Here is a 26,808-nt window from a genome sequence, read left to right as displayed (position 1 = left end):
CCTGGATTGGACCCGGGCGCACGATGGCGACTTCGACGACGAGGTCGTAGAAGCGCGCGGGTTTCAGGCGCGGCAGCATGCTCATCTGTGCGCGTGACTCGATCTGGAAGACACCGATCGTGTCTGCCTGCTGGATCATCTGGTACGTGGCGGGATCTTCGGCCGGGATGGTCGCGAACGTAAGCGTCGTGCCGCGACGTGCGTTGTAGAAATCGAGGGTCCGGCGAGTCGCGGTCAGGATACCCAGCGCGAGCACATCCACCTTCAATAGTCCTAAGGATTCCAGATCGTCCTTGTCCCATTGAATGACCGTGCGGTCCTGCATGCTGGCGTTCTCGATGGGGACCAGTGATTCCAGAAGATCGGCGGCGATGACGAAGCCGCCAACATGCTGGGACAGATGCCGCGGAAAGCCGATGAGTTCGCGCACTTGAATCAGTAGCAGCTGCACCGGACGACTGGCAGGATCGAAGCCCGCCTCGCGCAGCCACTCGGCGGTGTTGTCGTCTTCGCCGCTACGGCGTGAGAGCGCCAGGATCAACCGCTCGATCTGCAGCGTGTCGAAGCCGAGAGCCTTGCCGACATCGCGCAATGCGCTCTTGCGGCGATAGGTGATGACAGTGGCGGCCAGCCCCGCGCGGTGACGACCGTATTTCTGATAGATGTATTGAATGATCTCCTCGCGGCGCTCGTGCTCGAAGTCGACGTCGATGTCGGGTGGTTCGTGACGCTCTTTGGAGATGAAGCGCTCGAACAGGACTTCTTGGCGCGACGGATCGACGGCGGTGATGCCGATGCAGAAACACACGGCAGAGTTCGCTGCCGAGCCGCGGCCCTGACAGAGAATGTTGCGCTCGCGCGCTTCGCGTACGAGGTCATAGACGGTGAGAAAGAACGGCTCGTAGCGCAGCTCCGCAATGAGCGCGAGCTCATGCTCGACCAGCATCCGGACTTTTTCCGGAATTTCTTCCGGCCAGCGCTCGCGCAGGCCACGCTCGGTGAGTTCCCGCAGCCAGGAGGCGGGCGTGTACCCCTCGGGGACGATCTCGCGCGGGTAGTCGTAGCGCAGCTCATCGAGGCAGAAGGTGCACTCGTCCGCAATCCTGAGGCTCTCGGCCAGCATGGTCGGTGGGTAGAGGCGCGCAAGCTCGTTCAAGGGACGCAGGTGCCGTTCGGCATTCGCATCGAGCGCGTAGCCGCATTCCTGCACCGGCGTGATGAGGCGAATGGCGGTCACGGTATCGAGCAAGGCCTTGCGCTCTGGCACGTGCATGAGTACGCCGCCGCAGGCGACACAGGGAAGGTCGAGACTTGCTGCGAGACGTTCGAGGGCACGCAGACGTGCCGGATCCTGTCCCGTGCGGTGAAGTTCGACCCCTATCCATAAGGACTGGTCGAGGTTCGTGCATAGCCACTGACCCTGGTGCAGGGCGCGATCGGGATCGGCCGGTGGCAGCCAGATCAGATGGCAATCGGTGAGCGCGCCGATCAGCATCGACTCATCCAGACGATAGCTGCCTTTCTCCGCGGCGCGACGCGCTTTGGTAATGAGGACCGACAGCGCGCCGTAGCCGGCGCGCGTGCGAGCGAGCGCAATCAGCGTGAGGCCCGAAGTGCAGCGCAGTGTGCTGCCGATGACCAGATGCAGTCCGTGCTTCTTGGCTTCGTCGTGCGCACGCACGACGCCCGCCACCGAGCATTCATCGGTAATGGCCAGCGCGCGGTAGCCGAGTTCCGCCGCGCGCATGACCAGTTCCTGCGGGTGCGAGGCACCGGTCAGAAAGGAGAAATTGGAGAGTGCGTGCAGTTCGGCGTACATGGCGGCCCCCACGCATCAGCCGAACAGTCCATGCAGGAACCATTGCTCCTGTTGGACGTGATCCAGATACACCCAGCCCATGGCGCCAGAGGCGGAGCGCAGTCGCCGATAATCGCGGTCGGTACGCAGGCTGTCCCACCAGCCATTTTGAATCCGCTCGATACCTTCCAGAAACAGGCCGGACGGACGGCCCCGGGCGCAGGGCAGTCGTTTTGGTTCCTGAAGCAGCCACAAAGGTCGGGGCGCCAGCGGCGCCAGCGGTGCCGGCGGTGTCGTGATGTCGAGTCGCACGGGAAGGTGTCGTTGGGTGTGCTCGGGACGTCTATCGGCGCTCGTGCCCAGAGTACGGATGCGATCGGTGCCCAGGCGTGCCTGCAGTTGTTCGAGCAGCCGCGCCTGTGCGGCACACACCTCGCCGGTTTCGCGCGGTGCGTTGGGCGTGAAGGCGAGTGCCTGTGTTCTGGTGGTCGCGCCAAACCAGCGCGGCACCTCGATCACTATTTCTCGGATCGGTGCGGGCAAGGTCAGCCCGTGCAAGGTGTCATGCAGGAGCTTTGCGAGGTGCTGGGTATCGGCGGACGGCACCGCCAGACCCAACCGAACCGGTGTCGGCGGCAGGTCACGGTGGTACAGGGTGATCGTAAGTTCACTGATCGTGGCATTGCGTCGGCGCAGGAACCGTTCAAGGCGCTGCAGGCGATGACTCAGGACGGACTCAGCCAGCGTCAGGGTCTCGATCTCGAAATCGAGCAGGATCCGATCGCGATAATTTTCTGGGGCGGTGTACGTGTGCCGGACATCATGATCACGGCCTTGCGCCTGATCGAGTTCACGCAACCACCGATGACCGATGCGACGGGACAGGCCGCCGCGCGGCAGGCGCAACAACTCACCGACGGTGGTGACGCCGAAGCGACGCAGGCGCTGACGAACGTCTTCGGGCCACAAGAGTACGGCGAGCGGCAACTCGGCGAGCGCCTTCGCCTGGTGGTTCGGGGCGACGATGCGCGGCGTGCGTGCGCAGCGTGCGAACCATTGCGCGCTTCGCAAGGTGCGGCTGATGGCGATGGTCGCGGCCAGCTGCTGTTGTTGAAGGTCGGATTCAATCGCCCGGATGAGTGCTTGTACGCCACCGAAGAGCTTCAGGCTGCTGCGCACTTCGAGCACGAGTTCATTGGGCGGCTCGATCACGACGGTCGGCGTGAAGCGCTGGCAGTGGTGCGCGACTGCCTCAAGTACCTGCGCTTCCATCGCGACGGCACGCGGCAGGCACTGCACTTGTGCGCACAAGGAGATGGCAGCGTTCAGGCGGTGGCCGGGCCGCACGCCGTAAGCATAGGCGAGATCATTGCAGCACAGCACGCTGCGGAAACGATCCTCATCGACCAGTACGAGCGGCTGCGCGAGAAGACTGGTTCGATCCTCAGGCTTCATCACCTGCAACGCCGCGGCGAGGGGCAACTCGGTCAAATGAATCGCAAGCCAGGCGTGACGCTTACGCGCTTCCGGGTGAGATGCTGGCGGCGGCGGTTGCGTAACGACCACGGGTCGCAACGGTGGGCGCGTCGCCTGCGGCAGGTCGATGTGAGGCAGCGGCAGCGACGTGGGTACGGCTTTCATGGCGACCTCACGTGCTCGGTGCGCGAGTGCAGATCCAAAACGAAGGTCGACTGGCGTCGTCCCTGGATCTTGAGCAGATGCACCTCAAGCCCGTTCGTGGTGGACGCGAGTGCCAGACGCACAGAGCTGGGCGAGGGTGCGTCGCTGGCGCGTTGCGGACGAAACAGAATGCCAGTCGTCTGGCCCGTGCTGGTGGCAAGCTTCAATCGTCGCAGTATCGCGGTCGATGGCTGTTGCAACCAGCCGAGTACGGCATGGCAGGCGCCGGAGCGCAGACTCAGTTCGAAGGCCCACGCGGCGTCGCGCTGCGATAAATCGTTCGCCATCCAATGTCGCGTCGGATCCAGGCCGTGCTGCTGCAATGCCAGCGCATGCGGTGCGTAGGGTGGGTTGATCCACAGCGCCGTTGTGCTCGGTCTTGAAGCCGCCAAGGCGTCGAGTAGCGGCAGCAGCAAGGTGAGTTCACCGATGCCGTAGTGGTCGATCAGCAGCTCCATAAGGCACGGCGTGGCCCAGCCGCCGCCGAGTGCGGTATCGAGCGGCGCATAGCCGGAGGCCACGACGCTGTTCTTCGCGCGAGACAGCGATTCGGCATGCCACACATTGGGCAGTTGGTGAAGATCAATGGCCATGCGATGACGCTACTCGCGCTGGCGTCGACGTTGATTGATCTGAGCCCATGACTGATACGGGCTCGCCTTGACTGGCTTGCGCTCGGGGGAATGCGGTCGATCCTCATAACCTCGTGTGTAAGCGATGGGGTCCAGAAACATGGTCGTGCAGACAGTGCAGCTGAAGAACATGGTGAGATACGTCGTCCCATTCGGCCGGGGCACGCGCACCTGCTGGAACGAGACGCTCTTGCAGTTCGGGCAGCGGAAGTAGTCGGGACGGTCGGGCATAGGGGTAGCTGTACGTTTATACAGGTATCCTAGCCCCAGCAATCCTCGGGGGAAAGCAGCAGTTCCCTGCTGTTGGATGAAGCGGAGGGGCGTAAAGCCTAAGTTATTGAAAAATCGACGGGCTCAGCCGAGTCAGGCGCAGACCAATTTTGGGTTCGGTAGGAGACGGGGCCGGGTACGGGGCTTCAGCAGACACGAATGCCGCGGGAAATCTTCGGCGTGAGTTTGATCGCCTGCTTGGCCTCGAGCGCTCGCAGATGCTGATCGATCCCCTGTCGATTCTTGAGTCCCAAGCCGGCTGCGATTTCGCCACGAGTGGGTGGCCAGCCGTGCTGGCGAATAAACGCTTCGATGAAACTCAATACCACTTGTTGTTGAGGACTCAGAGCGTAGGAGGTGTTGTTGGTGGATTCGGGCATAGCGTCATGGATTTTGTGGCTCACATACGGAACCTTACTCGCAACGCAGTACATTGCCATTACGGCGCGGCGCGGCGAAGCAGATCGTGTAATGCGACACGATGCGGTCACGCATGAAGTTGCAACGTCCTGGTCATACCGAGCGCGATGATGAGGGCGGCGCTACCCGGTTTACCTTGCCCGATCGGGGGCGGCGTGAACGAGTAACTGTTTTGCTTTGCGGCCCCTTTTTGCCTTGAGCTAGTTTCACAGCGAGCGCCTGTGCATCGACCGGCGCCCGCAGCTTCACGTCGGTATTGTCGAAGTAACAGAAGACGTCGCGATTCGTGGTGATGTGAGTGGATTCGGTCACTTTTCTGGCATCCGGCGGTTCGGTTCCTCGATGCCAATGCCTGATGCGTTGGGCCCACCTCTCGAGTGCGCGGTCACCGTATCCGCTGGCGTACAGCTTCTTGTCGCCATGCAAGCGCAGATACATGAAGTCAGCCGTGACGTCTTCAAGCATCGGCCACTTCCCGGCCGTTTCCGCTACCACCAGCGCGATACCGTACTCGCGCAACTGCGCGATAAACCCCGCACAACGAAAGCTTTCATGACGAACCTCGATAGCGTGCCGCAGCGGTCGCGAGGCATCGATGGCGAGGCGCGCGCGACCTTTCAATCGGAAGTCTCGTCGCCGTGCCAGTTGCAACGCCGCAGGCGTATCGGGTGGCAACAATTCGAAAAACTGCGCGATAAGCTCGCCGTCATAGGCGAGATTCGGCGGTAATTGCCACAGAATGGGGCCGAGCTTTTCGCGCAGGTTGAAGACGCCGGAGGCAAAGAAATTTGCCAGCGGCGTGGCAATGCTGCGCAGGCGCTTCATGTGGGTGATGAAACGCGGCCCTTTGACCGCGAATACGAAATCCGCGGGCGTCTGGGCGTACCAGTCGGCGAAGTATTCCGGCCGTTGCAGCGAGTAGAACGAGCCGTTGATCTCCACCGTATTGAATCGCTGGGACACGAACCACAGTTCCTGCCGCTGTGGCAGGTCCGGCGGGTAGAAGACACCGCGCCAGGGTGCGTAACGCCAACCAGAAATGCCAATGCGAATCTTCGCCATCGTGCCTTGCTCAAGGAACGCGTCGTTCGATGAATGCGGATGGCGCCTTGCGCACGCGTGCAGCGTCGGTCGCACGGGATACGTAGGGAAGAATCCGGTGCAAGTCGGCAACGAAACGCCGATACGCAAGTTTCCGATCCTGCGTCCGCAGCCGCAGCAGGTAGGACGGATGCACGGTGACGAGGATGTGCGCGCCGATGCCGACAGTCGGATCGTCATGAGGTCGGATGACCCGTCCGCGATTTGGCTCGATTGCCGTGACCTTCCCCAGCACCGCGCGAGCAGCCGTCGCACCCATGGCAACAATCAGCCGCGGATGAATGCTTGCAATCTCACCGGCCAGCCACTGATGACACGCCCTGATCTCGAGTTGCGCGGGTGTCTTGTGCAAGCGGCGTTTGCCGCGCAACAAGAACTTGAAGTGCTTGACGGCATTGGTGACGTACAGCGAGGAACGTTCGATGCCGGCATCGGCCAGGGCCTTGTCGAGCAGCCGTCCTGCCGGTCCGACGAACGGCTTGCCTTGCCGATCTTCCTGATCACCGGGCTGCTCGCCCACGAGCATGACGGAGGCTCGCTGGAGTCCTTCGCCAAAAACTGTCTGAGTGGCGTTCTTCCATAGAGGGCAATCGCGGCATGAACGCGCAGCCTCGCGCAAGGCCCGGATGGAACCTGTACGAGCGGGTTCTGCGGTCACCGTGCCGGCATTTTCCCGGTGTCGACTGCTGGCCATGGTCAGGTTCGTCCGCGGAGAATGACGCCACAAACGCAATGGACGAGTCCGTGCGGGGTTCCGCGCGCATCAGCGGTTCTGGGCGTCAGCAATCATGAATTTCCGCGCGCAATACTTCGGTTGCCGCCCGCCGGCCGCTGCCAATGGCACCGCCGACGCTCGCGGATTCGTGTTCTCCGGCTCTCGGCAGTCACCATTCGTCAGTCACCACGTCTTTCTTGCTGGCAACTTCCGCGCCGGCCGCAAGTTTTTCGGTACGTTACCGATCGCAAAAACGTTCCGGGTCTGATCGACGAAGTGAGTGTCGTCGTGTGGCCTGTCGTGGAGGGGGTCGGGTTAGATTGATGGGACATCGATCGTCCCGTAGCAGTAACGGCGGTTTGCGGACCGACAGCGTACAACCGTCAAACTCACGCAGGTGTGCGTGAACCATATGGCCGCCGCGATCCTGAAGAACCTCTTCCCATTGAAGCGCAATCCTCACTCGTGAAAGTCGCCGATGAACTCCCGGCGCTAGAACCGATACGTTCCCGCTACGAACGCGAAAGAGACGTCACCAGCGCCGCGTTCGCGCCATGTCTTTGTCACCTGCACATGAGCCAAAGATGCGTCCACTGCAAAGTGACGATTCGCGCGCCAGCTTAGATCGACGGAAACTTGCTGTGCGGTGCGACGACCCGATGGCTTGGAACTCGCCGGAAACGCGATGAGGGGAGCGACGTAGACAGCATCACTTGTGCTCGCTCGCCAAAGTAGCTGATAGCCGAATGTGACACTGAACGCTTGAGGGAACGCGAGCTCGACGTGCGGATGGACGTCAATGAGATTGGACGGTGCAAAGGCGCCCGCACTGCCAAGATACGGCAGGCGGGGGAACATCGCGTTTGCCGTGCCCAAGCGCTGGTCATCTGGTTTATCGTCTCCGCTTGCATAGTCCACTTTCACGCCTGCTCTAACCGACACATCACCGATCGAACGCCGATAACCCACGTTTGACGCGAGCCCCCATGCGAAGATTGTCGAGCGAGCAATCGTTCCGGTTTGCACAGTCGCCTCGATATCCCAATCCCACACGCTTTCGCTGCCGAAGAAGCGCGAGCCCAAAGAGACTCGTTTTTCACGGCCGCTCGCATTGGCGAACACCGCCTCCTCGCGCTCATACCCCAGCGCGTAGATGTCGATGAGCCGTCTATCGGTACTCGTCCGGTCCGTTGCGTAGACACCTACGAGAACTTCTCGATTGCTTGTCTTGTTATCGAAAACGCCGCTCTCGAGTTCAACCGGTCTCACAGCGATCAGATCCAGCTGGCGCAATCCGGAGGTTCGCGTGATTCGAAGACCGTCATAGTTTCGACGGACGTTCGGGCCATCGCGAATTCCAATGAGCCGCTGCGATCCGAAGGCCATCTCCTGTCGGCCAAGTCGAACGACAGTGTTGTCACGTCTTTCGCGAATTCTCAGATCAACGAACGCCTGCTGGACGTCCAGCTGATCCACAGAAGGTGGTGCATCGATTTGTTTGTTCGTCGCGTCGAACGCCCCCAACTCGACAAACAGCCGAAACCGATCGCCGAGATGCAGATCGCCGTGAACAAGCGCGCGTTGAAGTGTGTAGGTATCGTCGCCTGAACCAAGCACGCCGAGCGCCGGTCTGGAGGCGTGCTCAATGCGAACTCTCGCCTCACCACCGAGGCTTAACCACATAGACGAACTCAACGGGACGTACTTGATAGTGTCGAGACCGGCGCGCGCATGCCGCTCAAGTGAGCGATAGTCTTCTTCCCATCGGAACATCCTGAATGCCGGTCGCTCCTGTTCTGCTGCGCTCGCATCGAAACAGGCAAGCAGAATGTGCGCTGCGAGGAAAAGCGGAATGCAGCTGATGATCGCGCGAAACGAGACCGCGTAACCGCCCGCCGCGGCGCGCACCGCATATCCGCTCCCAATTCCTGCTGTACCGATCACGCCGATACTCATAGGTGCCCCGCGTTTTTCGAAGAGCGTAGATGTGAAGCGCTGGTCGCGTATTGAATGCTCGTGCTTTGTTCCTGGGCGTGGCTCCCGTCGAATCAACGATCCATAAAAAGCGCACGAGAGATCAATACCGAACGTGTGGCCGATACGCCTCAGGCTCGCCGGGCGGGGCGTTGAGGGCAAGCGTGGCGTGTACCCAGAGAAGGTATGGCCCGACGAGCTTCGGTCGTTGAGTGTCCCGAGCTCCGGCCGAACCGGGTGAACCACGAAGGCATCGACCTGGAGCGTTTCATCCCGCTTCAACGTACGCCGGGCGAGTTGCATGATCGAGGGAACATCGCGGGACAGAGGCGTCAGTGCGGCTGAGATCCCACGGTCAATCCGAGTAGATGCTCGACGACGGGTGGGTCGCTCAACGTGTGGTAGGCCCGAAGCTGTTCTTGCAGATCAGCGTCCGCTCGAGTCACGCGCGCATGCTGACGCAAGTGTTCTGTCCAGGATGCAATCAGGAACCACTCGACGATGTGCGCAGGATCGGCGGCATCCTCCGTCACTCCCCAGGCATGTGCGCCATCGCGACGTCGCTCTGCGGACAAGCGCCCGAGCAGATCCAGAAACGCAGAGCGATCCTCGGTACGGATTCGGTAGTGCACGAGCACCATGACAGAGCCTCGTTCATGTGCGCTCGACGAGCTCACGAGCGGCTCGGGCCAGTGGTTCGAGGGCAGAAGATCGGAATCCATCGACGGGAGCCGATAGCGCAGTACCCACAAGGCGGTAATCGTCAGTCCACCCGCGCTGAGCAAGAGCGTGAGCGTCAGGCCGAGTTGTTGTGCGACGAGACCCCAAACGAGGCTTCCGGCAGCCAAGGCGCCATTGAACACCGTCAAGTAGACCGCGAGTCCGCGACCCCGAACCCAGTTCGGGAGAATGGACTGAGTCGTAGCGTTGAGCGTCGTGAGCGCGGCGATCCACGCCGCGCCCAGCAACACCAAGCACATGAACGAGAGCACCCGAGGCGGCGCTAATGCGATGCCCGCCATCATCGCGGCGGTCAGGAGCGCGGCAAGCAACAAGATCTTGTCGTTGTCGAACCGCGAGCGCAGTCGCGGCAACACAAATGCACCGAGGATCGCACCGAGACCGACGGCGCCGAGCAGCACTCCATAAAAGCCGGCTGAACCGTTCAGCAGCTCTCTTGTAATCAGCGGCAGCAGCGCCCACACGCAGCTCGCGAATCCGAAATACATGAGTGCGCGAAACATCATGCGATGCAGCTCGCGATTCGCCCGTGCGTAGCGGATTCCCGCTCGGAAACCGCCGACGAACGTTTCCGATAGCTCGGTCACCTTGCGGGCCGGTGCTCGCCACCACACGAGCACGGCGATGACGACCACGTAGCTCAGCACATCCAAGCAGTACGTCGCAGCGGCACCGAACGTCGCGAGAACGAGCCCGCCCGTGGCAGGGCCGATCGAACGCGAGATGTTCACACCGAGCGAGTTCAGTGCGACCGCACTGCGCAGCTCGCCGCGAGGCACGAGATCAGGGACGATCGATTGCCATGTCGGCGACATCAGCGCGGCGCCGATCCCGCCGACGAACGTAAGCGCAATGAGTGTGCTCACCGTGAGCAGACCCGTGAGCGACAACATCATCAACGTGCCGCTCACGCATCCCAACAGGAGTTGGATCAAGATCAGGTACTTTCTTCGATCCAGAATGTCCGCAAGCACTCCCGCAGGAATGGCGAACAGGAAGATGGGCAATGTGCCCGCGACTTGGATCATCGCGATTGCAGCGGGTGATGCGGAGAGATCCGTCATCAACCAACCGCTCGCGACATCGCGTATGAATGTACCGGTGTTGCCGAGCACGGTCGCGAGCCATAGCACGGCAAACGTTTTATGGCGCAGCGGCGCCATACTACTTGCAGGCAGCGCGGCGGTTCGTGAGCTTGCTTCGACGTTCATCGCGACATGTCTATCGAAGACCCCGTCAGAACGCCCAACACGCGCAGCCGAGTGCGGGCCATTCCGCTGCGAGGCCGTGCGCAGTGCAGGTATGTGCAGCGGAACGCGCAGCGATCAGAGACGAAGCGGATGTGCGAGTCGCGGACGAATGCTGGTAGCCGCCGTAGTACTTGACCGGCGACCACTCCGGCAACGGCGCAGGAAGTGGCGGAGCGTGTTTACTGAAATCGCCAGATGCATGAACGGGCTTGCCGCCTAACAACGTGAGCTCCGACGTGATCGACGAGATCTGATCGTCCAGCACCGCGAAGTAGTCGTCTGAGAGCACCGCAAGATCCGCCAGCTGTCCAACCTTGATCTCGCCTTTCTTGCCGACCTCCGAGGAGAACCACGTGTTCGCCTGCGTCCACAGCCGCAGTGCCTCTTCGCGAGTGAGACGATTCTCTACGGGGTACAACGTGTGACCGCCGATCGTTTTTCCGGTCACGAGCCAAGACAGGCATACCCACGGGTTGTACGAGGCGACGCGCGTCGCATCCGTTCCGGCGCCGACGTGGGCGCCTGATTCGAGCATGCGGCGAATCGGTGGCGTGCGTGCGGCTGCTTTCGTGCCGTAACGTTCGACGAAGTACTCGCCTTGAAATGCCATGCGATGTTGAATCGCGATGCCTCCGCCCAGCGCAGCGATGCGATCGATATTGCGATCGGAGATCGTCTCGCAATGATCGAAGAGCCAATGCAGGCCAGCGAATGGAATCTCCCTGTTCACTCGCTCCATTACATCGAGCGCGCGACTGATCGATTCGTCGTACGTCGCATGCAGACGCCATGGCCATCGATTCTCGGCGAGGAGGCGAACGACGGGTGTGAGGCTCGCTTCCGTACTCGCAGGCAGCTCGGGACGGTCCACGCGAAAGTCTTCGAAGTCGGCCGCGCTGTAGACGAGCATCTCGCCCGCGCCGTTGTGTCGATAGAGATCGTCACCTTGGCCAGGTTTGACCTTGCCGCCCCACGACCCGAAATCGGCAAGCTCTTCGTTCGGTCGCTGTGTGAAAAGGTTGTACGCGATACGCACGGTGAGCTCACCGGCTGCGTGGAGCTCCTCGATGATCTGATAGTCCTCGGGATAGTTCTGGAACCCACCGCCGGCATCGATGACGCCCGTGACGCCGAGGCGATTGACCTCGCGCATGAAGTGTCGCGTGGAGTTCTTTTGATGCTCAGGCGCCAGCCTGGGACCTTTCGCTAGCGTCGAGTACAAGATCGCAGCGTTCGGTTGTGCGAGCAATAAACCCGTCGGATTTCCTGCACGATCTCGCTGAGCCATTCCGCCCGGAGGATCGGGCGTGTTCTTCGAGTAGCCGACGGCTCGCAACGCGGCTGCGTTCAGCAGCGCTCGATCGTAGAGATGTAAGATGAAGACGGGCGTGTCGGGTGCAACGGCATTCAATTCATCGAGCGTCGGCAGACGTTTCTCCGCAAACTGATGCTCGGTAAACCCGCCGACGACGCGCACCCATTGTGGCGCTGGCGTGCGCGCGACCTGCTCGCGCAGCATGCGCATGGCAATGGCAAGGGAGGGCACGCCATCCCATCGCAACTCCATGTTGTAGTTGAGCCCGCCGCGGATAACGTGCGTGTGGCTGTCGATCAGACCGGGAATGACGCGCCGCCGTCTCAGGTCGATGACTCGAGTGCTCGCGTTCGCATGGCGGCGAATCTCGTCCTCGGCGCCCACCGCGATGAACTTCCCCTGTGCGATAGCGACGGCCTCCGCGCTTGGTCGGATGCGATCGAGCGTTGAGATGCGACCATTGACGAGGATCACATCGGCCGTCATAGAGGTCTCTCCGGTAGTTGCTCGTTGTGCGCCGGCGCGGCGGGTCAAACTCGACATGAGCAGCGCCGCGCCGGCTGCGCTGAACTGGCGTCGTGTGAAATCCATGGAACTCAAGCCGACTGCTTGATGCCGCGGGCCGTTGTGGTTGCCCGCGAGTTTGCCGCGCCCGGCAACTCACCGAACACGTGCTCTGCGCATTGCTTTCGAGCCCACGCGGCGGAGACGGGCTCGCTCGAGAGTATGCGTTTCGCGAGCGGCACGATCTGCTCGCCCAACAGAATCCCGAGCAGGCCGATCAATGCGACGACCGGCGGCGCGGGTGAGCGCACGTTGAGCACCCCGTAAATGACGCCTACGAGAAGACCGGCGGCGAGTGAAACGAGATAGATCTTCATCTGTCGCTCCTGTTCGTGCGATGTCGATCGCGGATACGCGCTGTTCAGCCGGTCGCGACCGATGTCGATCGGCGACCCATCTCGATTAGTGACCTTCCGATCCGCCGAACATCTTCTTCGCGTAGGTGATGCCGAGGCCGTAGGCGCCTCCATGAGTGCGGGCGATACCCGTCGTGAGGTCGTAAGTCGCTGCTCGCGCCCAATCGCGCTGAAGCTCGAGCAAGTAAGTCAGCGATGTGAGCGGTTGAGCGCCTGCCTGAATCATCCGCTGCATGGCGCGTTCGTGTGCCTCGACCGATGTATCGCCGCATGCATCGGTGATCACGTAGACATCGAATCCTTGCTCGAGCGCTGATAGCGCCGGGTCAGAGATGCACACGCTCGTCCACAAGCCGGCGAACACGATCTTGCGCTTACCGAAACGATTGACTTGCGCGGTGATGCGCTCGTCTTCCCAGCAGTTCATCGTCGTGCGATCGATGATTTCTTGATCGCGGAACGCGCTCGTCACCTCTTCGAACACAGGACCCGAGAAACTCTTCTCGGCCACTGACGTCACGATGCTTGCTACTTTGAACGCCGCGGCGGTCTGCGCGACGAGCCCTGAGTTGTTGCGCAATTCGATCGCGCCTAGCGAGTGTGCGGCAAACGCCATCTGCGATTGATGATCAATGAGGACCAGCGTGTGATTGTTCGGTGTCAGCAGCCGTGCGCCGGCAGTGGGGGTCGCTTTAATCGTCATCGGAAACTCCTGTGTGGGGTCAGGGCTGCGATGCTGCCGCGTCCGCCGTCTCGAGGATTGAACGAGCGTGCGGTTGTTGAAAGGAGATTGCGCTTGCACCGAGGTCGAGTCCCCTCAGGCCGCGTTCTGCGCGCATTCAGTTATCAACGCGACTCACGCATCGCTCGAATTGGCAGTGGTCGTCCACTCCTTTGAGGGAATCGCGCCAAATGCAGATCGCCAATCATGACGGCCGACATCACCGTGAGGAACCGCCATGTACGACTCCATCCCGGTGTTCCACCCGGAGCATCGCGCACCACCCGTCTTGCGAGTCGGATACGAAGGTTCCTCCAAGTCGCATACGCGACGAAGCAATGCGGGTTCGCGCACGTTGCGGCGCGCAGTGGCATTCATCGAGGCGAACCTCGGCGAGCGCTTCTCGCTCGAGCTTCTCGCGAACCACGCGGGTGTCAGCCGGTTTCACCTGGCCCGGCAGTTTCGCCAAGCGACCGGCTTCAGCCCCATGGAGTACCTGATGCGACAACGCATCGAGCGCGGCAAACGCATTCTTGCGCGTGGCGATGTCTCCATCTGCGAAGTGGCTGTGGCCCTGGGCTTCTGCGATCAGAGTCATTTCACGCGAAGGTTCCGGCGCATGACCGGCCAAACGCCGCGCGAGTACGTCCGCCGGTGCATCAACAACTGACTTTTCTCAGCGAGGAGCGATCCCATGCTTAACAAGAACGGGCTCAAGGCACTGCTGCGCCCCGAAGACAGCGTCGTCGTTCTGATCGACCATCAGCCATTCCAGTTCGCGAATCTGCATAGCCACGATCCCATCAATATCAGCAACAACGTAGTGGGGCTCGCGAAGGCGGCGAAGGCCTTCCGCGTCCCGACGATTCTCACGACAGTCGTAGAAGAGCGTGGCGGCTACTTGATCAAACCGCTCCAGGATGTCTTTCCCGAGCAGAAGCCCATCGATCGCACCTTCATAAATACCTGGGAAGACGGCCGTGTCGTCGCCGAGGTCGCGAAGACCGGTCGTAAACAGCTGATCCTGGCCGGGTTGTGGACGGAGATCTGTCTCGCGATGCCAGCGATCCAGGCGCTTGAAGAGGGATACGACGTCTTCGCTGTGACCGATGCGTCCGGTGGCGTATCTCTCGAAGCGCATGAAATGGCAGTGCGCAGGATGGTCATGGCAGGCGTCGTTCCGATCACGTGGCTCGCTGTCGCGAGCGAATGGCAGCGCGACTGGGCCCGTACCGAGACGCTTGAGGGATTGAACGAGGCTGTGACCGGTCACGCCGGCGGCAGTGCCATCGCGTTCGCTTGGGAGCAGCAGCTGCTGCGCACAGCGGCCGCCCGTTAGCGCGGCGTAAAGAGCGTGCCAGCTGGTTAGGTTCGTGCAGGTGGAGGACTGATGTCATCGACCATCGAAGCAAATAAACCGCTCGTCCGGCGCTTGTTCGCGACCATCGCGGCGGTGACCTTCAGCTGCTCGACGAGATCGTTGCCATTGACTACGACGATCATCTGGCCAGGCAAGCACGCGGACGCGGGAAAAAGTCCAGTGTCGACGGCGCGTTGATTCCCTAGCTCCTGAACTCGCGAGCCGCCCGTCGCACGGTCGCACGGGCGCGAAACCGCGCTCACTGTGCTAATTTCCTTCACCCATTGGAGGGATGCGCAGACACAGCGGCTGACGTGACAATCACCACTTTTGGAGAGGAGCGCCGACTTCGGTGCTTCGAGGTGTCGCCGAGCCTCGTTCCCGTAGCGTATTCACCATGGACCAGCTCCAGTTTGTATCGAAGTTAAAACTGATCGTGCTTCCGGCGCCGCAGGGACGTCCGCTGGCGTGACGAAGCTGGTAAGGTGCCCCAAGACCGGTGCCAACGTCGAAGTGGAGGTGATGAGCTTGGACAAGACAACGCTGCGTGTTGTCGTGGTCGACGATCACCCGGTGGTGCGAGACGGGTTGGCTTCGATGCTCGAGACGCAGGACGACATCGAAGTGGTGGGTCAGGCCGCCAACGGCGCGTCCGCGGTGGCGGCCTACACCGCACTACGACCCGATGTCATGGTGCTGGACTTGCAGATGCCGAGGATGGACGGGTTCGAGGCGGCCACCCGCATCATTGCGTCGGATCCCGCTGCGCAAATCCTCATCATGACCACCTACGTTGGTGATGAAGACATCTTCCGTTGCCTGCGACTGGGCGCTAAGGGATATATCGTCAAGGACGTGCCGTTCGAGGAGATCCTGACGGCGATTCGAGTCGTCGGCGGTGGCGGGGAATACACCTCGCCTCAGGTCGCGGCCAAAGCGCTGCGACGAAGTGCGCAAACCGGGTTGACCCAACGAGAGTGCGACGTATTGGCGCTGCTCGTCGAAGGTCGCAGCAACAAGGACATCGCCCGCCGCCTCAACCTGGGCGAGGAAAGCGTCAAGAGCCACGTCAAGGCGATCCTCGCAAAGCTCGACGCCATCAGTCGCACCGAGGCCGTGACAATTGCCATGCGTCGGGGTCTGGTCCATCTGTGATGGGCGCGACCGATCCCGGTGACGACGAACTGCTCGAGCTGCTGGCCGATTGCGGCGAATGGCTCGCACGGCCAAGCAATCCGATCAATGCGATGGGCAAGATCGTCCGCAGGGTCGGCCAGTCGCTCGACGCAGACCGGATGACGTATTTCGTGCGCGACCCTTCGGCCGGCGTTTCTCATTGCATCTCGGCGTGGGCGCGGGAGGGCTTGAAGCCTATTCAGCCCGGGCCCTATCGCGACGAAGATTTCGTTGAAGTCATCACTCCGCTCTCGCGCGAAGAGGTCTACAGCACCACGCTTGCGACCAAGTCCGGCCGCAATCTGCAGGTCAATGAAGAAAGTGGCACCACGGCTGACCTGCTCGTACCGGTGATCGTGCAAGGGCAACTGCGTGGCATTCTGACCATCGACCAGTGCCGGGGTCAGGCTGCGTTCCCCGCCCGTCAAGTCAGCGCCTTGCGCGCGCTCGCAGTGATGATCGCCAGCGCGCTCGGGCGCTTCGACGCGGAGGACGTGCGCTCGAGCGTGATGCGGCAACAGCATTTGGTGCGCGAAGCGGCCGCCGAGTCGGCGGCCGATGTTGTGAGAGAGCTGCTTTCAATCAGCGATCTCGATCGCGCGCTGGAGCGCGTTCTGCCGCGCATCGGCTCGATGGCGGCCTGCCAGCGTGTCTCGCTGCTGATGCGCGACCACATCGAAGGGCGGCCGCGCCATCGGTTGTTCAAGGAATGGATGGCACCCGGCCAGCCGTCGGAGTCCGAGCTTGGCTTCGGCGTTCTCTTCGATGATGAGGCGCTGCCCGGGGCCCTTACCGAACTCGAGTCGGGTTCGCCTTTCTGGTGGCGTAACAGCACGGGACGCCAGGATGCGCTCAGCATTCGAAACCAGACGTTGGGCATCACTGTGTGTGGCGGGCTGCCGTTATTGGTAGAGGGTCATTACACGGGAGTCGTGTGCTTCGGATGGTGCTACGAACCCAGCCTCGGAGTGGAGGGCGTCGAGTTTCGAGTGCTGCAGCTCGCCGCCAATGCCGTCGCTGCAGCACTTCAACGCCAGCGCGCGGTCGAGCGGCGCATCGAGCAGGAGCGGGAACTGCTCGCCGAGCGCTCGCGCATGGCGCGTGAGATTCACGACGGCGTTGCGCAGGGCTTTACTGGCATCCTTATGCAGCTTGGCACGCTCGCGCAAAGCAAAGAATATCCGGCAGATGTGAAGATACGGGCGCGCCGTGCGGCTGACCTTGCGCGCCAGGGGCTCGCCGATGCCCGCCGCGCGGTGATGGCTCTGCAGCCGGAAGGCAGCTCGCGCGAAGATCTGGCGTCGGCGTTGGCGCATCTGGTCGAGTGCGTCAGCGTGCCGCGCGGGATCGATTGTGCGTTCCATACCGAGGGCTGTGGTTTCGATGCGAGTCTCGGGCCTGCTCGCTCACACGAGTTGTTTCGCGTGGTGCAGGAGGCGCTGAACAACTCGTTGCGCCATGCGCAGGCGCGTCGCATAGATGTCACTCTCTCGCGAACGTCGACAGGCATCCGCGTGCAGGTCGAAGACGACGGCGTCGGATTCGTCGAGGTTGGCGGAGACGGGTTCGGGATCCGCAACATGTGCACGCGGGTGCAGGACATGGGCGGCTCGCTTCTCATCGATTCGACGCCCGGCGCCGGCACGCGAGTGATCGCCGACATTCCGCCTTCGGCCTGACTCTACCGCCGCTGCGCCCTGGCTCCCTGCTTCGAGCATCGCGGACTCCCTTGATCGAGGGACGTATTCGGAGAGCTCCGGCGTAATCATGAGCTCACTGGCGAAGCTGCGCCGACATGGAGATCACACCGATGCCGTCGTTCAAGAAATCCCCTGGAGGCGTCTCTCAGTCCGCCTCTGCGCAAGACGCGGTCTGGAATCACGATGAAGTCGCGTTGCTCCTCATCGATTATCAGAAAGAAATGTTCGACCAGATCCATTCTGAAACGGGACCGCAACGGATCGATCTCAACATCCGATTCCTGATCAGGGTGGCAAACGCCCTCGACATTCCCGTCATCTTGTCGACGGTCGGTGTCGAGATGGGAGTGAACGGCCCCACGCGCAGCTCAATTGCTGCCGAGTTGCCGGACACGCGCGTCATCGATCGCAGCTCGATGAACGCATGGGAAGACACGGAATTCCACGAAGCCATCCTCGTCACGAAGAAGAAGCGGCTCATCGTGTGTGCGCTGTACACCGAAATCTGCCTTGCCTTCCCGGTGATCGAAGCGCTGAAAGAGGGTTTCGAAGTCATGTACGTGGCCGATGCTGTTGGCGGGCGATCGCAGCTCGCACACGCCACAGCGTTGCAGCGCCTCGCCAATGCAGGGGCCATTCCCAACACTACGCTGGCCTTGAGCACCGAGCTCTTTCGCGATTGGAAGTCCAGTCAAGCCGAGCGGTTGCGACCCATCCTTGTCTGGTATCTGGGAGAACTGAACGGCTACTCAGCTAGCGCGTAGGTTTCGTCGAGATCGCGAGCACATTGTTGGGAATCCAATCGGGAGAAGGGGACATGAATACGTCCATTAAGACAATGGTTCTCGGCACGGTTGCCGGGGTAGCCGCGAGCTCCTTCGCGGGCGCGCAAGGCGCACAGGTACCCGGCTCTGCTGCCGCGAAGAATGTTGTGCTGGTGCATGGTGCCTTCGCCGATGGCTCGGGCTGGCGCGGCGTCTATGACGAACTGACGCGTCGCGGCTATCGCGTCACCATCGTGCAGAACCCCCTGACTTCGTTGGCCGAGGATGTGGCAGCAACGACACGCGCACTGGACCGCCAGGATGGCCCCGCCGTACTCGTCGGTCATTCCTGGGGCGGAACGGTCATCACGGAGGCCGGCGTTCATCCCAAAGTCGTGAGTCTGGTCTATGTCTCAGCGCTGGCGCCGGACGCGGGCGAGACCACGGCGCAGCAGTACCAGGGCTTTCCTGCCGCCGCTCAGTTCGTCGTCGACACGCATCCGGACGGCTATGGATTCGTGAATCCGGAGAAATTCAAGATCGGCTTCGCCGCCGACACCAGCGATGCGGACGCCGCGTTCCTGCGGGACTCCCAGGTCCCGATCAACATGTCGGTTTTCGCAACGACGTTGCGGAACGCGGCATGGCGCAGCAAGCCAAGCTGGGCCGTGATCGCGACGAACGACAACGCGTTCGGCGAGGGGATGCTGCACAGCATGGCCAGGAGAATCGGGGCGCGGATCACTGAAGTCAGTGCCAGCCATGCGCTTTTCATGACGCAACCGAAGGCTGTCGCCGATGTGATCGAAGAGGCCGCTCGCAACGACGTGGGCGCAAGCAAAACGCGCTAAGCGGTGTCAGGAGGCAGTTCACGGAACGACTCAAGGTCGCTACGACCAGACCCCTCGGCAGCGACCAGCCCCGGCGAGCAGCGCCAGTACGAGCAGATGCAGAGATGCCTTCATGTGCGAACTCATCGGAGTGGCGCGGCGACTACGTCCTCGGACCGTCCCGCATGCGTACCCGTCGAAGTGTTCGCAGGGTTTCACAACTCGTTGCCGGAGAGCCGCCCGACCGCGTCCGGATTATTCAACGAGCGTCCCGCTCGTGCATGAATCGGCGTTTCGCTTCGGCAGCATGCTTCCTTCGTAACAACATTTTTTTTGGAGCGAGCGGAGCGCCAAGTACCCGGCACCACAGGTACATGCCGGACACTGGTGTGAGCGCGCTGGGCGCCACCGTGCACGTAGCCGTTGTTCCAGATCCGACCATAGTTCAGGCGGACCTTGCGGTGCCGCTTGCTGGAATTTTTCCCTTGCATGGGTCAGCGCGTTTCGCGTTTCGATGAGCAAGATGGCGTCGTCTATCAATGGCCGAACGACTGGTGCGCCATTCACGGCGGCCGCGCAATCTAAAGCCAGATCGTACTTGTACAGGATTTCGGGAAAGTCCTTGCGGTTGCCGGGACCCTTCCCATCGCCTTTGCAGGAGCGGGCATGGGATCGCAGAGCGAAAACATGGTTGCCGCGATCGCCACTCTTGTCGTCCTACGGGGCAAGAAGCGGACATTAGAATAAGGTCGGGCATCGCAGATGATCTCCTGGGGTATCGAGGCATGGACCGCCGCCTCCAACCCATCCAACGCCATGTTCGCGATCACAGGCGAGATCACTCCTCCTTGGGGTGTGCCCGCGCGCGTCGCGAACAAGTGTCCCTCATCGATGTAGCCGGCTTGCAGCCATTGGCGCAAGATCGCTTTGTCCATCGGTATGTGCTTCAAGAACCAGGAGTGACTGAAGTTGTCGAAGCAACCTCGGATGTCACCCTCGAGAAGCCACTGCGCAGAGTTGCGCAGTGCCAGTGCTGTGAAGCATTGCCCAATGGCGTCGGCGGTCGAGCGTTCGGGCCGAAAGCCGTAGGAGTTCGGATCAGCTAGAGTTTCCGCGATCGGTTCCAGCGCGAGCTTCCACAAAGCCTGCATCGCTCTGCACCGCATGCATGGGATCCCTAACGGACGCCGCTTCCCATTGCTCTTTGGGATGTAGACCCGCCGCAGTGGCATCGAGCGATAGCCCCGATGCTGCAACGACAGCATTCCCTTCCATCTGGCCGCCGGTGTGAGCCAGGTCCTTCCGTCCACGCCCGGCGTTTTCTTGCCGCTGTTTTCCGTCACTCGCTTCACGGCAAGCATCTTGCCGCTGTGCGAGCGGGTCAGTAGACGTTGCAAAGCTTTCGCCTTGCCCCATCGTCCTTCCCGAACCGATTTGGCGATACGCATCTGAAGCCGCTTCACCTCTGCCTCGATGGGAGTCCAGTTGGTCTGTTCCCACATCTGTGCAGCGGGCGAGGACGCACCGGCAGCCGATGCTTTCGCGTCGGTCGCCGTCATCTGCATTTCCTCGTGCAACGGTTGGTCAAGATTCTCTCGCCATGATTGACCTCACGGAAGTCTGCCCGCTTTCGCGTCGAGCGATGTTTCAGCCCGTATCTCGACCATTACAGCCAAGCATTCGCTTTCTCCGCGTTCCTCTACCCACTACGCCAACTGCGTTCCTCACGGTTCGCATGCCGTCGCCGGCAGCGTGATGGGCTTACCCTGTTCCGCATGAATCTTCGAGCGGGGCGGACCCGTCCTGTGCGCCGGCGGCATTCGTATCCATGATGGTCCAGAGAACCGATGACCATGCTCTGCCGCCTACCTTTTGGTTCATGCCTATCAGCACGTTTGGCATGTCTGACGTTACGACGCCTAAGGACGTTCACATGTGTTGGTCGTACCCACCCATCCCTTGTTCCTCTCCGCCTTCGTGCTGGCAGATTCCGCTTTGCCTCACGGCTCCGCGTACCGGATATCCGGCGGTTACGTTGTTCCCGGGGCTCCACACCGAGCCGTTGCCAGCTCCGCATGCCCGGGTAGGGACGGCTGATGGAACAGCCGGTTTTATCTAAGGCATCTCTACCTCCGTAAAACAAAAACTCATGCGACTTCAGGTCGCACGTTCTCGCTGTCAAGGCCTGCGCGCGGCAAAGCCCGTGCTCGCAAGCGCGCGCTGCGCGGCCCTGACAGCTGCGCTGCGATGTGAGTGGGGACTTCGCCAGGCAATTCCGCCTGGACAAGGAGAGTCCCATGACCAGCAAGCGTGCCTTGATCAAACAGCTGAACCAGCGTTCGGACCTCGGTGCAGTCGAGCCGCAGGCGCCGCGATTCAGTACCGGATTTCTGGTCGACGTCGATGGCGTTTTCGAGCGGGTTAATGACGCGCAGGTGCTGGCGGCAGGTCTGCGGATTGCGGCCGAGAAGATGATCCAGTCGGCACCGCTACTGGGGCCGGGTGCGACCCGCGAGTACCTGACGATGCGATTCGCGCAACTCGAGTACGAGGTGTTCGCGTGCCTGTATCTCGACAATCGCATCCGTGTCATCGAGTGCGAGGAGCTGTTCCGCGGCACGATCGATGGCTCAAGCGTGCATCCGCGCGAAGTGGTGAAGCGGGCACTTCGCTACAACGCGGCGGCTGTCATCCTGGCGCACAACCATCCGAGCGGCGTTGCGGAGCCGAGCCAGGCGGATGAGCTCATCACGCGGCGTCTGAAGCAGGCGCTGGCGCTGGTGGACATCCGCGTGCTGGATCACTTCGTGATTGGTGGCGCGGTCGCCGAATCGATGGCCGAACGTGGGCTTCTCTGAAATGTGGAGTTGCGCCGCTTGGCGCTGGGTTCTCCCGTGCAGTTGTGCGGGAGAACTTCACATTTATTTCTTCCGGGTGGGAAGCCATCCGATGACGTCTGATCAATAGAGAGGAGAAGCCCTTCCGCCTCGTGGGTGGCCAAGTGCAGCGGAAAGACGTGCGCGCGTGCCTGGCGTTGGAGGTCCAGGTGGGCGCGGCATAGCGCATCGTCGCTACTCGGACGGCTGACTTCTATGTGGAGCACGCGGGCCGGAAAATCGGCGCATACGGCCACGCCGGTCATCCAGCTCCACATATTAGAGAAGTCCACGTTCGGCAAAAAATGGAGAGCTCAACATTTTTTGCCGAACGAGGCTTGCTGTAGCGACCTCATGGCTGGCGGTGTCCATCGCACGGGACTCCGCCAGCCGAAGGCGTCGCGTCACAGACGCCCATCGTCCCGTAGATTCAGGGTGTGAGCCTGGCCACCATCTCTCGAATCACGATCATCCGAACGGTGCGAATGACTCTGAGCTGACCGGCTCGCGTGGCGGGCGCGACCTTCATTCCCTCGAGCTCCTTGATGAGGTCGTCCGCGGCTGCCTCGATTCGTCCGGTGTAATCAGCGATCAAACGGTTGGTGGCAGTGCGCGTCAGCCCAAGTGCTTCTGCAAAATCCGTGTACTTCTCCGCGTCGACTTGTGCGAACGTCGCCGCATCGCCGATCTTGGTGCTCAGCGGTGTATGCGGCCACTGAGGGGTGCTACCGGGTGCGGTGTGGTATGCCTCGGTCGACACGAGATCGTAGAAGGGTGCGAGCTGAATGCCCTCGGCATCTACGTGAAACGACAGATTCTTCAGGTGGGCATCCGCATTGCCCGTGAGCAGATTGAAGAGCACCCAAGCAGCAATGCCCTGGCGTGCGCGAGCACGATTTGTGCATTTCTCGATGATGCTGGCGAAAGTTTGCGCCGTTGCCTGCTGATACTTGAACGTGCGATCGAGCCCCAACAGCTGACACGCGTCGATGATGTGCAGTCGCCGGGTTTCCTCCCCAACCTGTTGCCGATCGAATCGCTCGATCAGGTACACCGGTTGCGGCACATAGCGTATCTGCACGGTCGGCACGCGCAGGCCCATATGGTCCGCGAGGCGCATGGTGAAGAATTTGTTCGCGACCGAGTTCGGCCAATTTTCCCGATCCACGTGATCGGGTTTGAGCAAGTGCGTCGACGGCGTTTCCCCTTCCGGGAAGAAGAGCGCGCCCTTCACCATGCTGACGGCCATCTTGTGCTGGGCGCCAGCGAGACTCATCCGCTTCGGGGCACCGGCTGCGAGACCTTGTTGCGGAAGCTTCTTGATCCGGGCGCTCAATTCGGCGTCGGTGAGCGCAACGTACCCGGAGCGTCCCGCCGCTTCTCCAGGTGCGCGCAACGTGATCGCACCGGCAGACTCGCGGCCGTAGTAGGCGAGCAGGCCGAATGCATCCGCCGCTGGAATCTTGGCATCAGCAGCCAACAGATCGCGTGCCTGCTCCTCGGGTAACAGGTTGTCGAAGAACCACTGCACGGGACGTGAGGTCGCACCGTCGGTGATGGTGCCTGTCGTGCGCAGCAGATGAGGGGAGAGATCGAAGCCCGTGGCGATCCATGCAGGGTCGTATTCGAAGACCCACAGGTTGTTTTGCTCTCGCAGGCGTCCGACGGACCGTCCGTTGATTGTCGCCACCAACTCACGTGTCGCCGCGCTCATCGCTGTGAATGGGTGTCAGGTGTGGCGTCGGAGGTCAGCGATGACTCTCGCAGATGTCGATCGAGCACGGTCGTATCCAATCCCGAGGGCAACTCCAACCGGAGCTTCACGCCGAGCTCACGCAATACTTCAAGCACCTTGCCGAGTTGGACCGTCGGTTTGCCGTCCTCAAGGTCGCCGATAAAGCTGTGCGAAAAGCGGCCTACTTCGTCCTGGCGAAGGCCGTCAGCCTTGCGTACGGCCCGCACCAAGGCACCGATCTGCTTTGCGTCGCCAACGAATACGCTTCGCCCGGGCATGGCATCTCTCCAGAAAATAGCCGACCGGCTATTTTTACCTGGACCATGACAGGATATCAATAAAAAATAGCCGATCGGCTATTTTCTGTCTATTCGACCGCCGAGCCTCGCATAAAATAGCCGAGCGGCTAGTTTCGGTCGGCAGCGGTATTCCGCTGCGGCCGATGGTGGGCCGTCGTTTGGCCGAGACAGCCGACCCCGGACGCCAGAGAAGAGGGCGGGACTGCCTGGGTCTTGTCACGCTATCACACCGTTCTCGCTGTCAAGGACGAGTGCGAGGACGCACTCGCCGCCTGCGGCGGTGTTCGATCCCTGACAGCTGCGCTGCGGTGTGAGGCAGAGATCTCGGGCAATCCCGCCCACATCAGATCGAGGGCTTCGCCATGAATACCGCAGCTGCGATGGTTTTTCCGGTTGGCGCCAATGCGTTCACCCGTGCGCTGTCGATGGAGGATGTGCGTGAGCGCGCGCCGGCCGTGTTCGCTGCATCGCCCCATGCACGGATGAGCGGACGGTACACCTTCATCCAGACCGAGCGAGTGTTGTCGGGATTGATGCAGGCAGGGTTCGTTGCAGTGGATGCGCGTCAGGCGCGTTCACGCGCAGGCAATGGCGTGCATGGGCGTCATCTGATTCGCCTGCGCCGTCGCGTTGAGACGGTGGAGATCGATGGAACGGTACCGGAGGTCCTGTTCCTGAACAGCCATGATGGCAGCAGTGCATATCAGCTGCGTGTCGGGCTCTTTCGGTTCGTGTGCACCAATGGCCTCATCGTATCAACGGAGATGTTTCCGGCGATTCGCGTTGCGCACCGCAAGGACGTTGTGGATGAGGCGATTGCAGGTGCGATTCAGCTCTCGTCACGATTCGATGCGCTGGGTGCGGTGGTTGAGCGCATGCGTCAGCGACAGCTCGAGGAGCGCGAACAACTGGCCCTGGCGCAGCGCGCGGTGGCGTTGCGATTCGGCGAGGGTTGGGACGTGGGTGTTCCTGCATCGGCACTGTTGCTGCCGCGTCGGCCGCAGGATACGGGTGCGGACCTATGGCACACATTCAACCGGCTGCAGGAAAACATGCTGCGGGGCGGCCTGAGCCGACGCTCGCCATCGGGGCGGTTGGTGCGCACGCGGCCGATTCAATCGATCAAGGAGGATGTGCGGCTCAACTCGGGACTGTGGGATGCGGCCGTGTCGATGGTGGCTTGAGCTGGCGGTATCTGGAGGAGAGTGCGTTGCGCGCTCTCCTTCAGTTTTTTTGCTGGCCGATGGGGACGCAGATACTTCGGATCGAGCGCGCTCGGCATGCCTGCGCAAGGCAGGCAACAACTGAGTATGTAGGTACGTGCTTGCGGCGCTGAAGGACCTACACGTCCTGCACATCGGCTGTTAGCGCCTCTATGCGGGACGAGTCGGTTACCGATGTAACGCAGATGGTGCGCTCTGTAACGCCGGCGTTGCATCCGGGTCCGAAAGTGCAGTGAGGCAAAACCACGGAACGATCATGGCAAGCAAAGTCTGGTTCATCACAGGAACGTCCAAGGGTTTCGGGCGTGTCTGGGCAGAAGCCGCGCTCGCGCGTGGAGATCGGGTTGCCGCGACGGCGCGCGACGTGTCGACGCTTGCGCCGCTAGTCGAGCGCTACGCAGATCAGGTCGCGGCGTTCAGCCTGGATGTCACCCGCAAAGCCGAGGTCGACCAGGTGATCGCACAGGTACACGAGCGTTTCGGACGTCTGGATGTGGTCGTCAACAATGCGGGGTATGGGTTGTTCGGCACCATCGAGGAAGTCAGCGAGGCAGAGGCGCGCGCACAGATCGAGACGAACCTGTTCGGTGCGTTGTGGGTGACTCAGGCCGCGTTGCCGATCCTGCGCGCACAGCGCTCCGGCCACATCCTGCAGGTCTCATCGGTCGGCGGTGTCAATGCGTTTCCCACGATAGGGTTGTATCACGCCTCGAAGTGGGGCCTTGAAGGGTTCAGTCAGTCGCTCGCGCAGGAAGTGGCGGGCTTCGGCATCAAGGTGACGCTCATCGAGCCGGGCGGCTTTTCGACCGACTGGGGTGGACCGTCGGCAGCTCGCGCTACGCAGATGCCGGCGTACGACGGCGCACGCGCGGCAATGGCAGCTGTTCGTTCCGCAAGTTGGGCAGCACCCGGCGATCCAGCTGCCACGGGTTCGGTCATTCTGAAAATCGTCGATGCGCCAGAGCCGCCGCTGCGCCTGTTCCTTGGGCCCTCGGGCTTGCCGGTGACGCGCGCCGAGTACGCGCGACGCATCGAGACCTGGGAGAAATGGAACGACTTGTCTATCGAAGCACAGGGGCAGCCTCGTGTCGATTCAGTTCGATGATGTTCTCGGGTGAGAGGCGCTCGACACGGCCTGGCTGAGTTTCGGTGTGAATTGGAGCGGATCGATGAGATGGGTTTCCTGTGAGGCTGTCGACGAGCATGCTCGTCGACGTGTGTAGCTCTCATCGTCCACCGAAAGGGGAGACCCCCATGTCTATCGTCACGATTGCAGTTGATCTCGCCAAGACTGTCTTCGAACTCGCG

General features: G+C 61.6%; 23 protein-coding genes and 2 pseudogenes. 10 read left to right on the top strand and 15 right to left on the bottom strand.

Annotated elements, in window-relative coordinates:
• From VIZ63_RS05270 to VIZ63_RS05215, 12 genes are all read right to left on the bottom strand, one after another.
• Window positions 1-1,819: PHP domain-containing protein (locus VIZ63_RS05270; protein ID WP_331608479.1), on the bottom strand; the 1,819-nt coding region annotated here is incomplete at its 3' end.
• A gap of 15 nt (window positions 1,820-1,834) precedes the next feature.
• Complete coding sequence (locus tag VIZ63_RS05265) at window positions 1,835-3,439, bottom strand: DNA polymerase Y family protein (protein ID WP_331608478.1); 1,605 nt, start codon at window positions 3,437-3,439, stop codon at window positions 1,835-1,837.
• Entirely contained in the window at window positions 3,436-4,071 is a 636-nt protein-coding gene (gene imuA, locus VIZ63_RS05260) for a translesion DNA synthesis-associated protein ImuA (RefSeq protein WP_331608477.1), read from the bottom strand. Before imuA ends, VIZ63_RS05265 begins: the two co-directional genes overlap by 4 nt.
• 9 nt (window positions 4,072-4,080) lie before the next feature.
• Entirely contained in the window at window positions 4,081-4,341 is a 261-nt protein-coding gene (locus VIZ63_RS05255) for a hypothetical protein (protein ID WP_331608476.1), read from the bottom strand.
• A gap of 185 nt (window positions 4,342-4,526) precedes the next feature.
• Window positions 4,527-4,784: a hypothetical protein gene (locus tag VIZ63_RS05250; RefSeq protein ID WP_331608475.1), complete on the bottom strand. Its 258-nt coding sequence runs from the start codon at window positions 4,782-4,784 to the stop codon at window positions 4,527-4,529.
• A gap of 109 nt (window positions 4,785-4,893) precedes the next feature.
• Window positions 4,894-5,862, bottom strand: coding sequence for a DUF72 domain-containing protein (locus VIZ63_RS05245; protein ID WP_331608474.1), 969 nt, complete (start codon window positions 5,860-5,862; stop codon window positions 4,894-4,896).
• 10 nt (window positions 5,863-5,872) lie between these two features.
• The gene (locus tag VIZ63_RS05240) at window positions 5,873-6,595 is read right to left on the bottom strand and encodes a UdgX family uracil-DNA binding protein (protein ID WP_331608473.1); all 723 of its coding nucleotides are present in this window, start codon (window positions 6,593-6,595) and stop codon (window positions 5,873-5,875) included.
• 513 nt (window positions 6,596-7,108) lie between these two features.
• Window positions 7,109-8,572, bottom strand: coding sequence for an alginate export family protein (locus tag VIZ63_RS05235; protein WP_331608472.1), 1,464 nt, complete (start codon window positions 8,570-8,572; stop codon window positions 7,109-7,111).
• Between the two features lie 350 nt (window positions 8,573-8,922).
• Window positions 8,923-10,542, bottom strand: coding sequence for an MFS transporter (locus VIZ63_RS05230; protein WP_331608471.1), 1,620 nt, complete (start codon window positions 10,540-10,542; stop codon window positions 8,923-8,925).
• Between the two features lie 25 nt (window positions 10,543-10,567).
• Entirely contained in the window at window positions 10,568-12,382 is a 1,815-nt protein-coding gene (locus VIZ63_RS05225) for an amidohydrolase (protein ID WP_331608470.1), read from the bottom strand.
• 110 nt (window positions 12,383-12,492) lie between these two features.
• Window positions 12,493-12,777 (bottom strand): XapX domain-containing protein, encoded by a 285-nt coding sequence (locus VIZ63_RS05220; protein WP_331608469.1) that lies wholly within the window; start codon window positions 12,775-12,777, stop codon window positions 12,493-12,495.
• Window positions 12,778-12,862: 85 nt separating this feature from the next.
• The gene (locus VIZ63_RS05215; protein ID WP_331608468.1) at window positions 12,863-13,519 is read right to left on the bottom strand and encodes a hydrolase; all 657 of its coding nucleotides are present in this window, start codon (window positions 13,517-13,519) and stop codon (window positions 12,863-12,865) included.
• Window positions 13,520-13,775: 256 nt separating this feature from the next.
• Here VIZ63_RS05215 and VIZ63_RS05210 point away from each other — a divergent pair, with 256 nt between their 5' ends.
• Both VIZ63_RS05210 and VIZ63_RS05205 read left to right on the top strand, forming a co-directional pair.
• Window positions 13,776-14,207, top strand: a complete 432-nt coding sequence (locus tag VIZ63_RS05210; RefSeq protein WP_331608467.1) for an AraC family transcriptional regulator — start codon at window positions 13,776-13,778, stop codon at window positions 14,205-14,207.
• 24 nt (window positions 14,208-14,231) lie between these two features.
• Complete coding sequence (locus VIZ63_RS05205; protein ID WP_331608466.1) at window positions 14,232-14,876, top strand: hydrolase; 645 nt, start codon at window positions 14,232-14,234, stop codon at window positions 14,874-14,876.
• Window positions 14,877-14,902: 26 nt separating this feature from the next.
• Here VIZ63_RS05205 and VIZ63_RS05200 read toward each other — a convergent pair whose 3' ends face one another.
• Window positions 14,903-15,040 (bottom strand): hypothetical protein, encoded by a 138-nt coding sequence (locus VIZ63_RS05200; protein ID WP_331608465.1) that lies wholly within the window; start codon window positions 15,038-15,040, stop codon window positions 14,903-14,905.
• Window positions 15,041-15,365: 325 nt separating this feature from the next.
• On the opposite strand from VIZ63_RS05200, the gene VIZ63_RS05195 reads away from it, so the two are divergent.
• The 4 genes from VIZ63_RS05195 to VIZ63_RS05180 all read left to right on the top strand — a co-directional run bounded on the left by VIZ63_RS05195 (window position 15,366) and on the right by VIZ63_RS05180 (window position 19,388).
• Window positions 15,366-16,052 carry a response regulator transcription factor gene (locus VIZ63_RS05195; RefSeq protein ID WP_331608464.1) on the top strand — a complete coding sequence of 229 codons (687 nt, stop codon included), beginning with the start codon at window positions 15,366-15,368 and terminating at the stop codon, window positions 16,050-16,052.
• Window positions 16,052-17,752 (top strand): GAF domain-containing sensor histidine kinase, encoded by a 1,701-nt coding sequence (locus VIZ63_RS05190; protein WP_331608463.1) that lies wholly within the window; start codon window positions 16,052-16,054, stop codon window positions 17,750-17,752. Before VIZ63_RS05195 ends, VIZ63_RS05190 begins: the two co-directional genes overlap by 1 nt.
• 116 nt (window positions 17,753-17,868) lie before the next feature.
• The gene (locus VIZ63_RS05185) at window positions 17,869-18,537 is read left to right on the top strand and encodes an isochorismatase family protein (protein WP_331608462.1); all 669 of its coding nucleotides are present in this window, start codon (window positions 17,869-17,871) and stop codon (window positions 18,535-18,537) included.
• 53 nt (window positions 18,538-18,590) lie between these two features.
• Complete coding sequence (locus VIZ63_RS05180) at window positions 18,591-19,388, top strand: alpha/beta hydrolase (RefSeq protein WP_331608461.1); 798 nt, start codon at window positions 18,591-18,593, stop codon at window positions 19,386-19,388.
• A 755-nt stretch (window positions 19,389-20,143) separates the two neighbouring features.
• Here VIZ63_RS05180 and VIZ63_RS05175 read toward each other — a convergent pair.
• A pseudogene (locus VIZ63_RS05175) lies at window positions 20,144-20,926 on the bottom strand (reverse transcriptase N-terminal domain-containing protein); the annotation flags it as partial.
• 876 nt (window positions 20,927-21,802) lie between these two features.
• On the opposite strand from VIZ63_RS05175, the pseudogene radC reads away from it, so the two are divergent.
• A pseudogene (gene radC, locus VIZ63_RS05170) lies at window positions 21,803-22,225 on the top strand (RadC family protein); the annotation flags it as partial.
• A 448-nt stretch (window positions 22,226-22,673) separates the two neighbouring features.
• Here radC and VIZ63_RS05165 read toward each other — a convergent pair.
• Entirely contained in the window at window positions 22,674-23,957 is a 1,284-nt protein-coding gene (locus tag VIZ63_RS05165) for a HipA domain-containing protein (protein ID WP_331608458.1), read from the bottom strand.
• 53 nt (window positions 23,958-24,010) lie between these two features.
• Between VIZ63_RS05165 and VIZ63_RS25595 the strand changes: the two genes are divergently transcribed.
• From VIZ63_RS25595 to VIZ63_RS05150, 3 genes are all read left to right on the top strand, one after another.
• A complete protein-coding gene (locus VIZ63_RS25595) occupies window positions 24,011-24,319 on the top strand; it encodes a hypothetical protein (RefSeq protein ID WP_331608457.1) in 309 nt (102 codons plus the stop codon).
• A gap of 320 nt (window positions 24,320-24,639) precedes the next feature.
• Window positions 24,640-25,461, top strand: a complete 822-nt coding sequence (locus VIZ63_RS05155) for a DUF932 domain-containing protein (RefSeq protein ID WP_331608456.1) — start codon at window positions 24,640-24,642, stop codon at window positions 25,459-25,461.
• Window positions 25,462-25,756: 295 nt separating this feature from the next.
• Window positions 25,757-26,605, top strand: a complete 849-nt coding sequence (locus tag VIZ63_RS05150; RefSeq protein WP_331608455.1) for an SDR family oxidoreductase — start codon at window positions 25,757-25,759, stop codon at window positions 26,603-26,605.
• Window positions 26,606-26,808: the final 203 nt, after the last annotated feature.

Origin of the sequence: Povalibacter sp., assembly GCF_036520495.1 — a bacterium.
In the GTDB taxonomy this organism is placed as follows: Bacteria; Pseudomonadota; Gammaproteobacteria; order Steroidobacterales; family Steroidobacteraceae; genus Steroidobacter.
The sequence above is the reverse complement of the archived record's forward strand: the minus strand, read 5'-3'. Positions and strand labels throughout refer to the sequence as shown.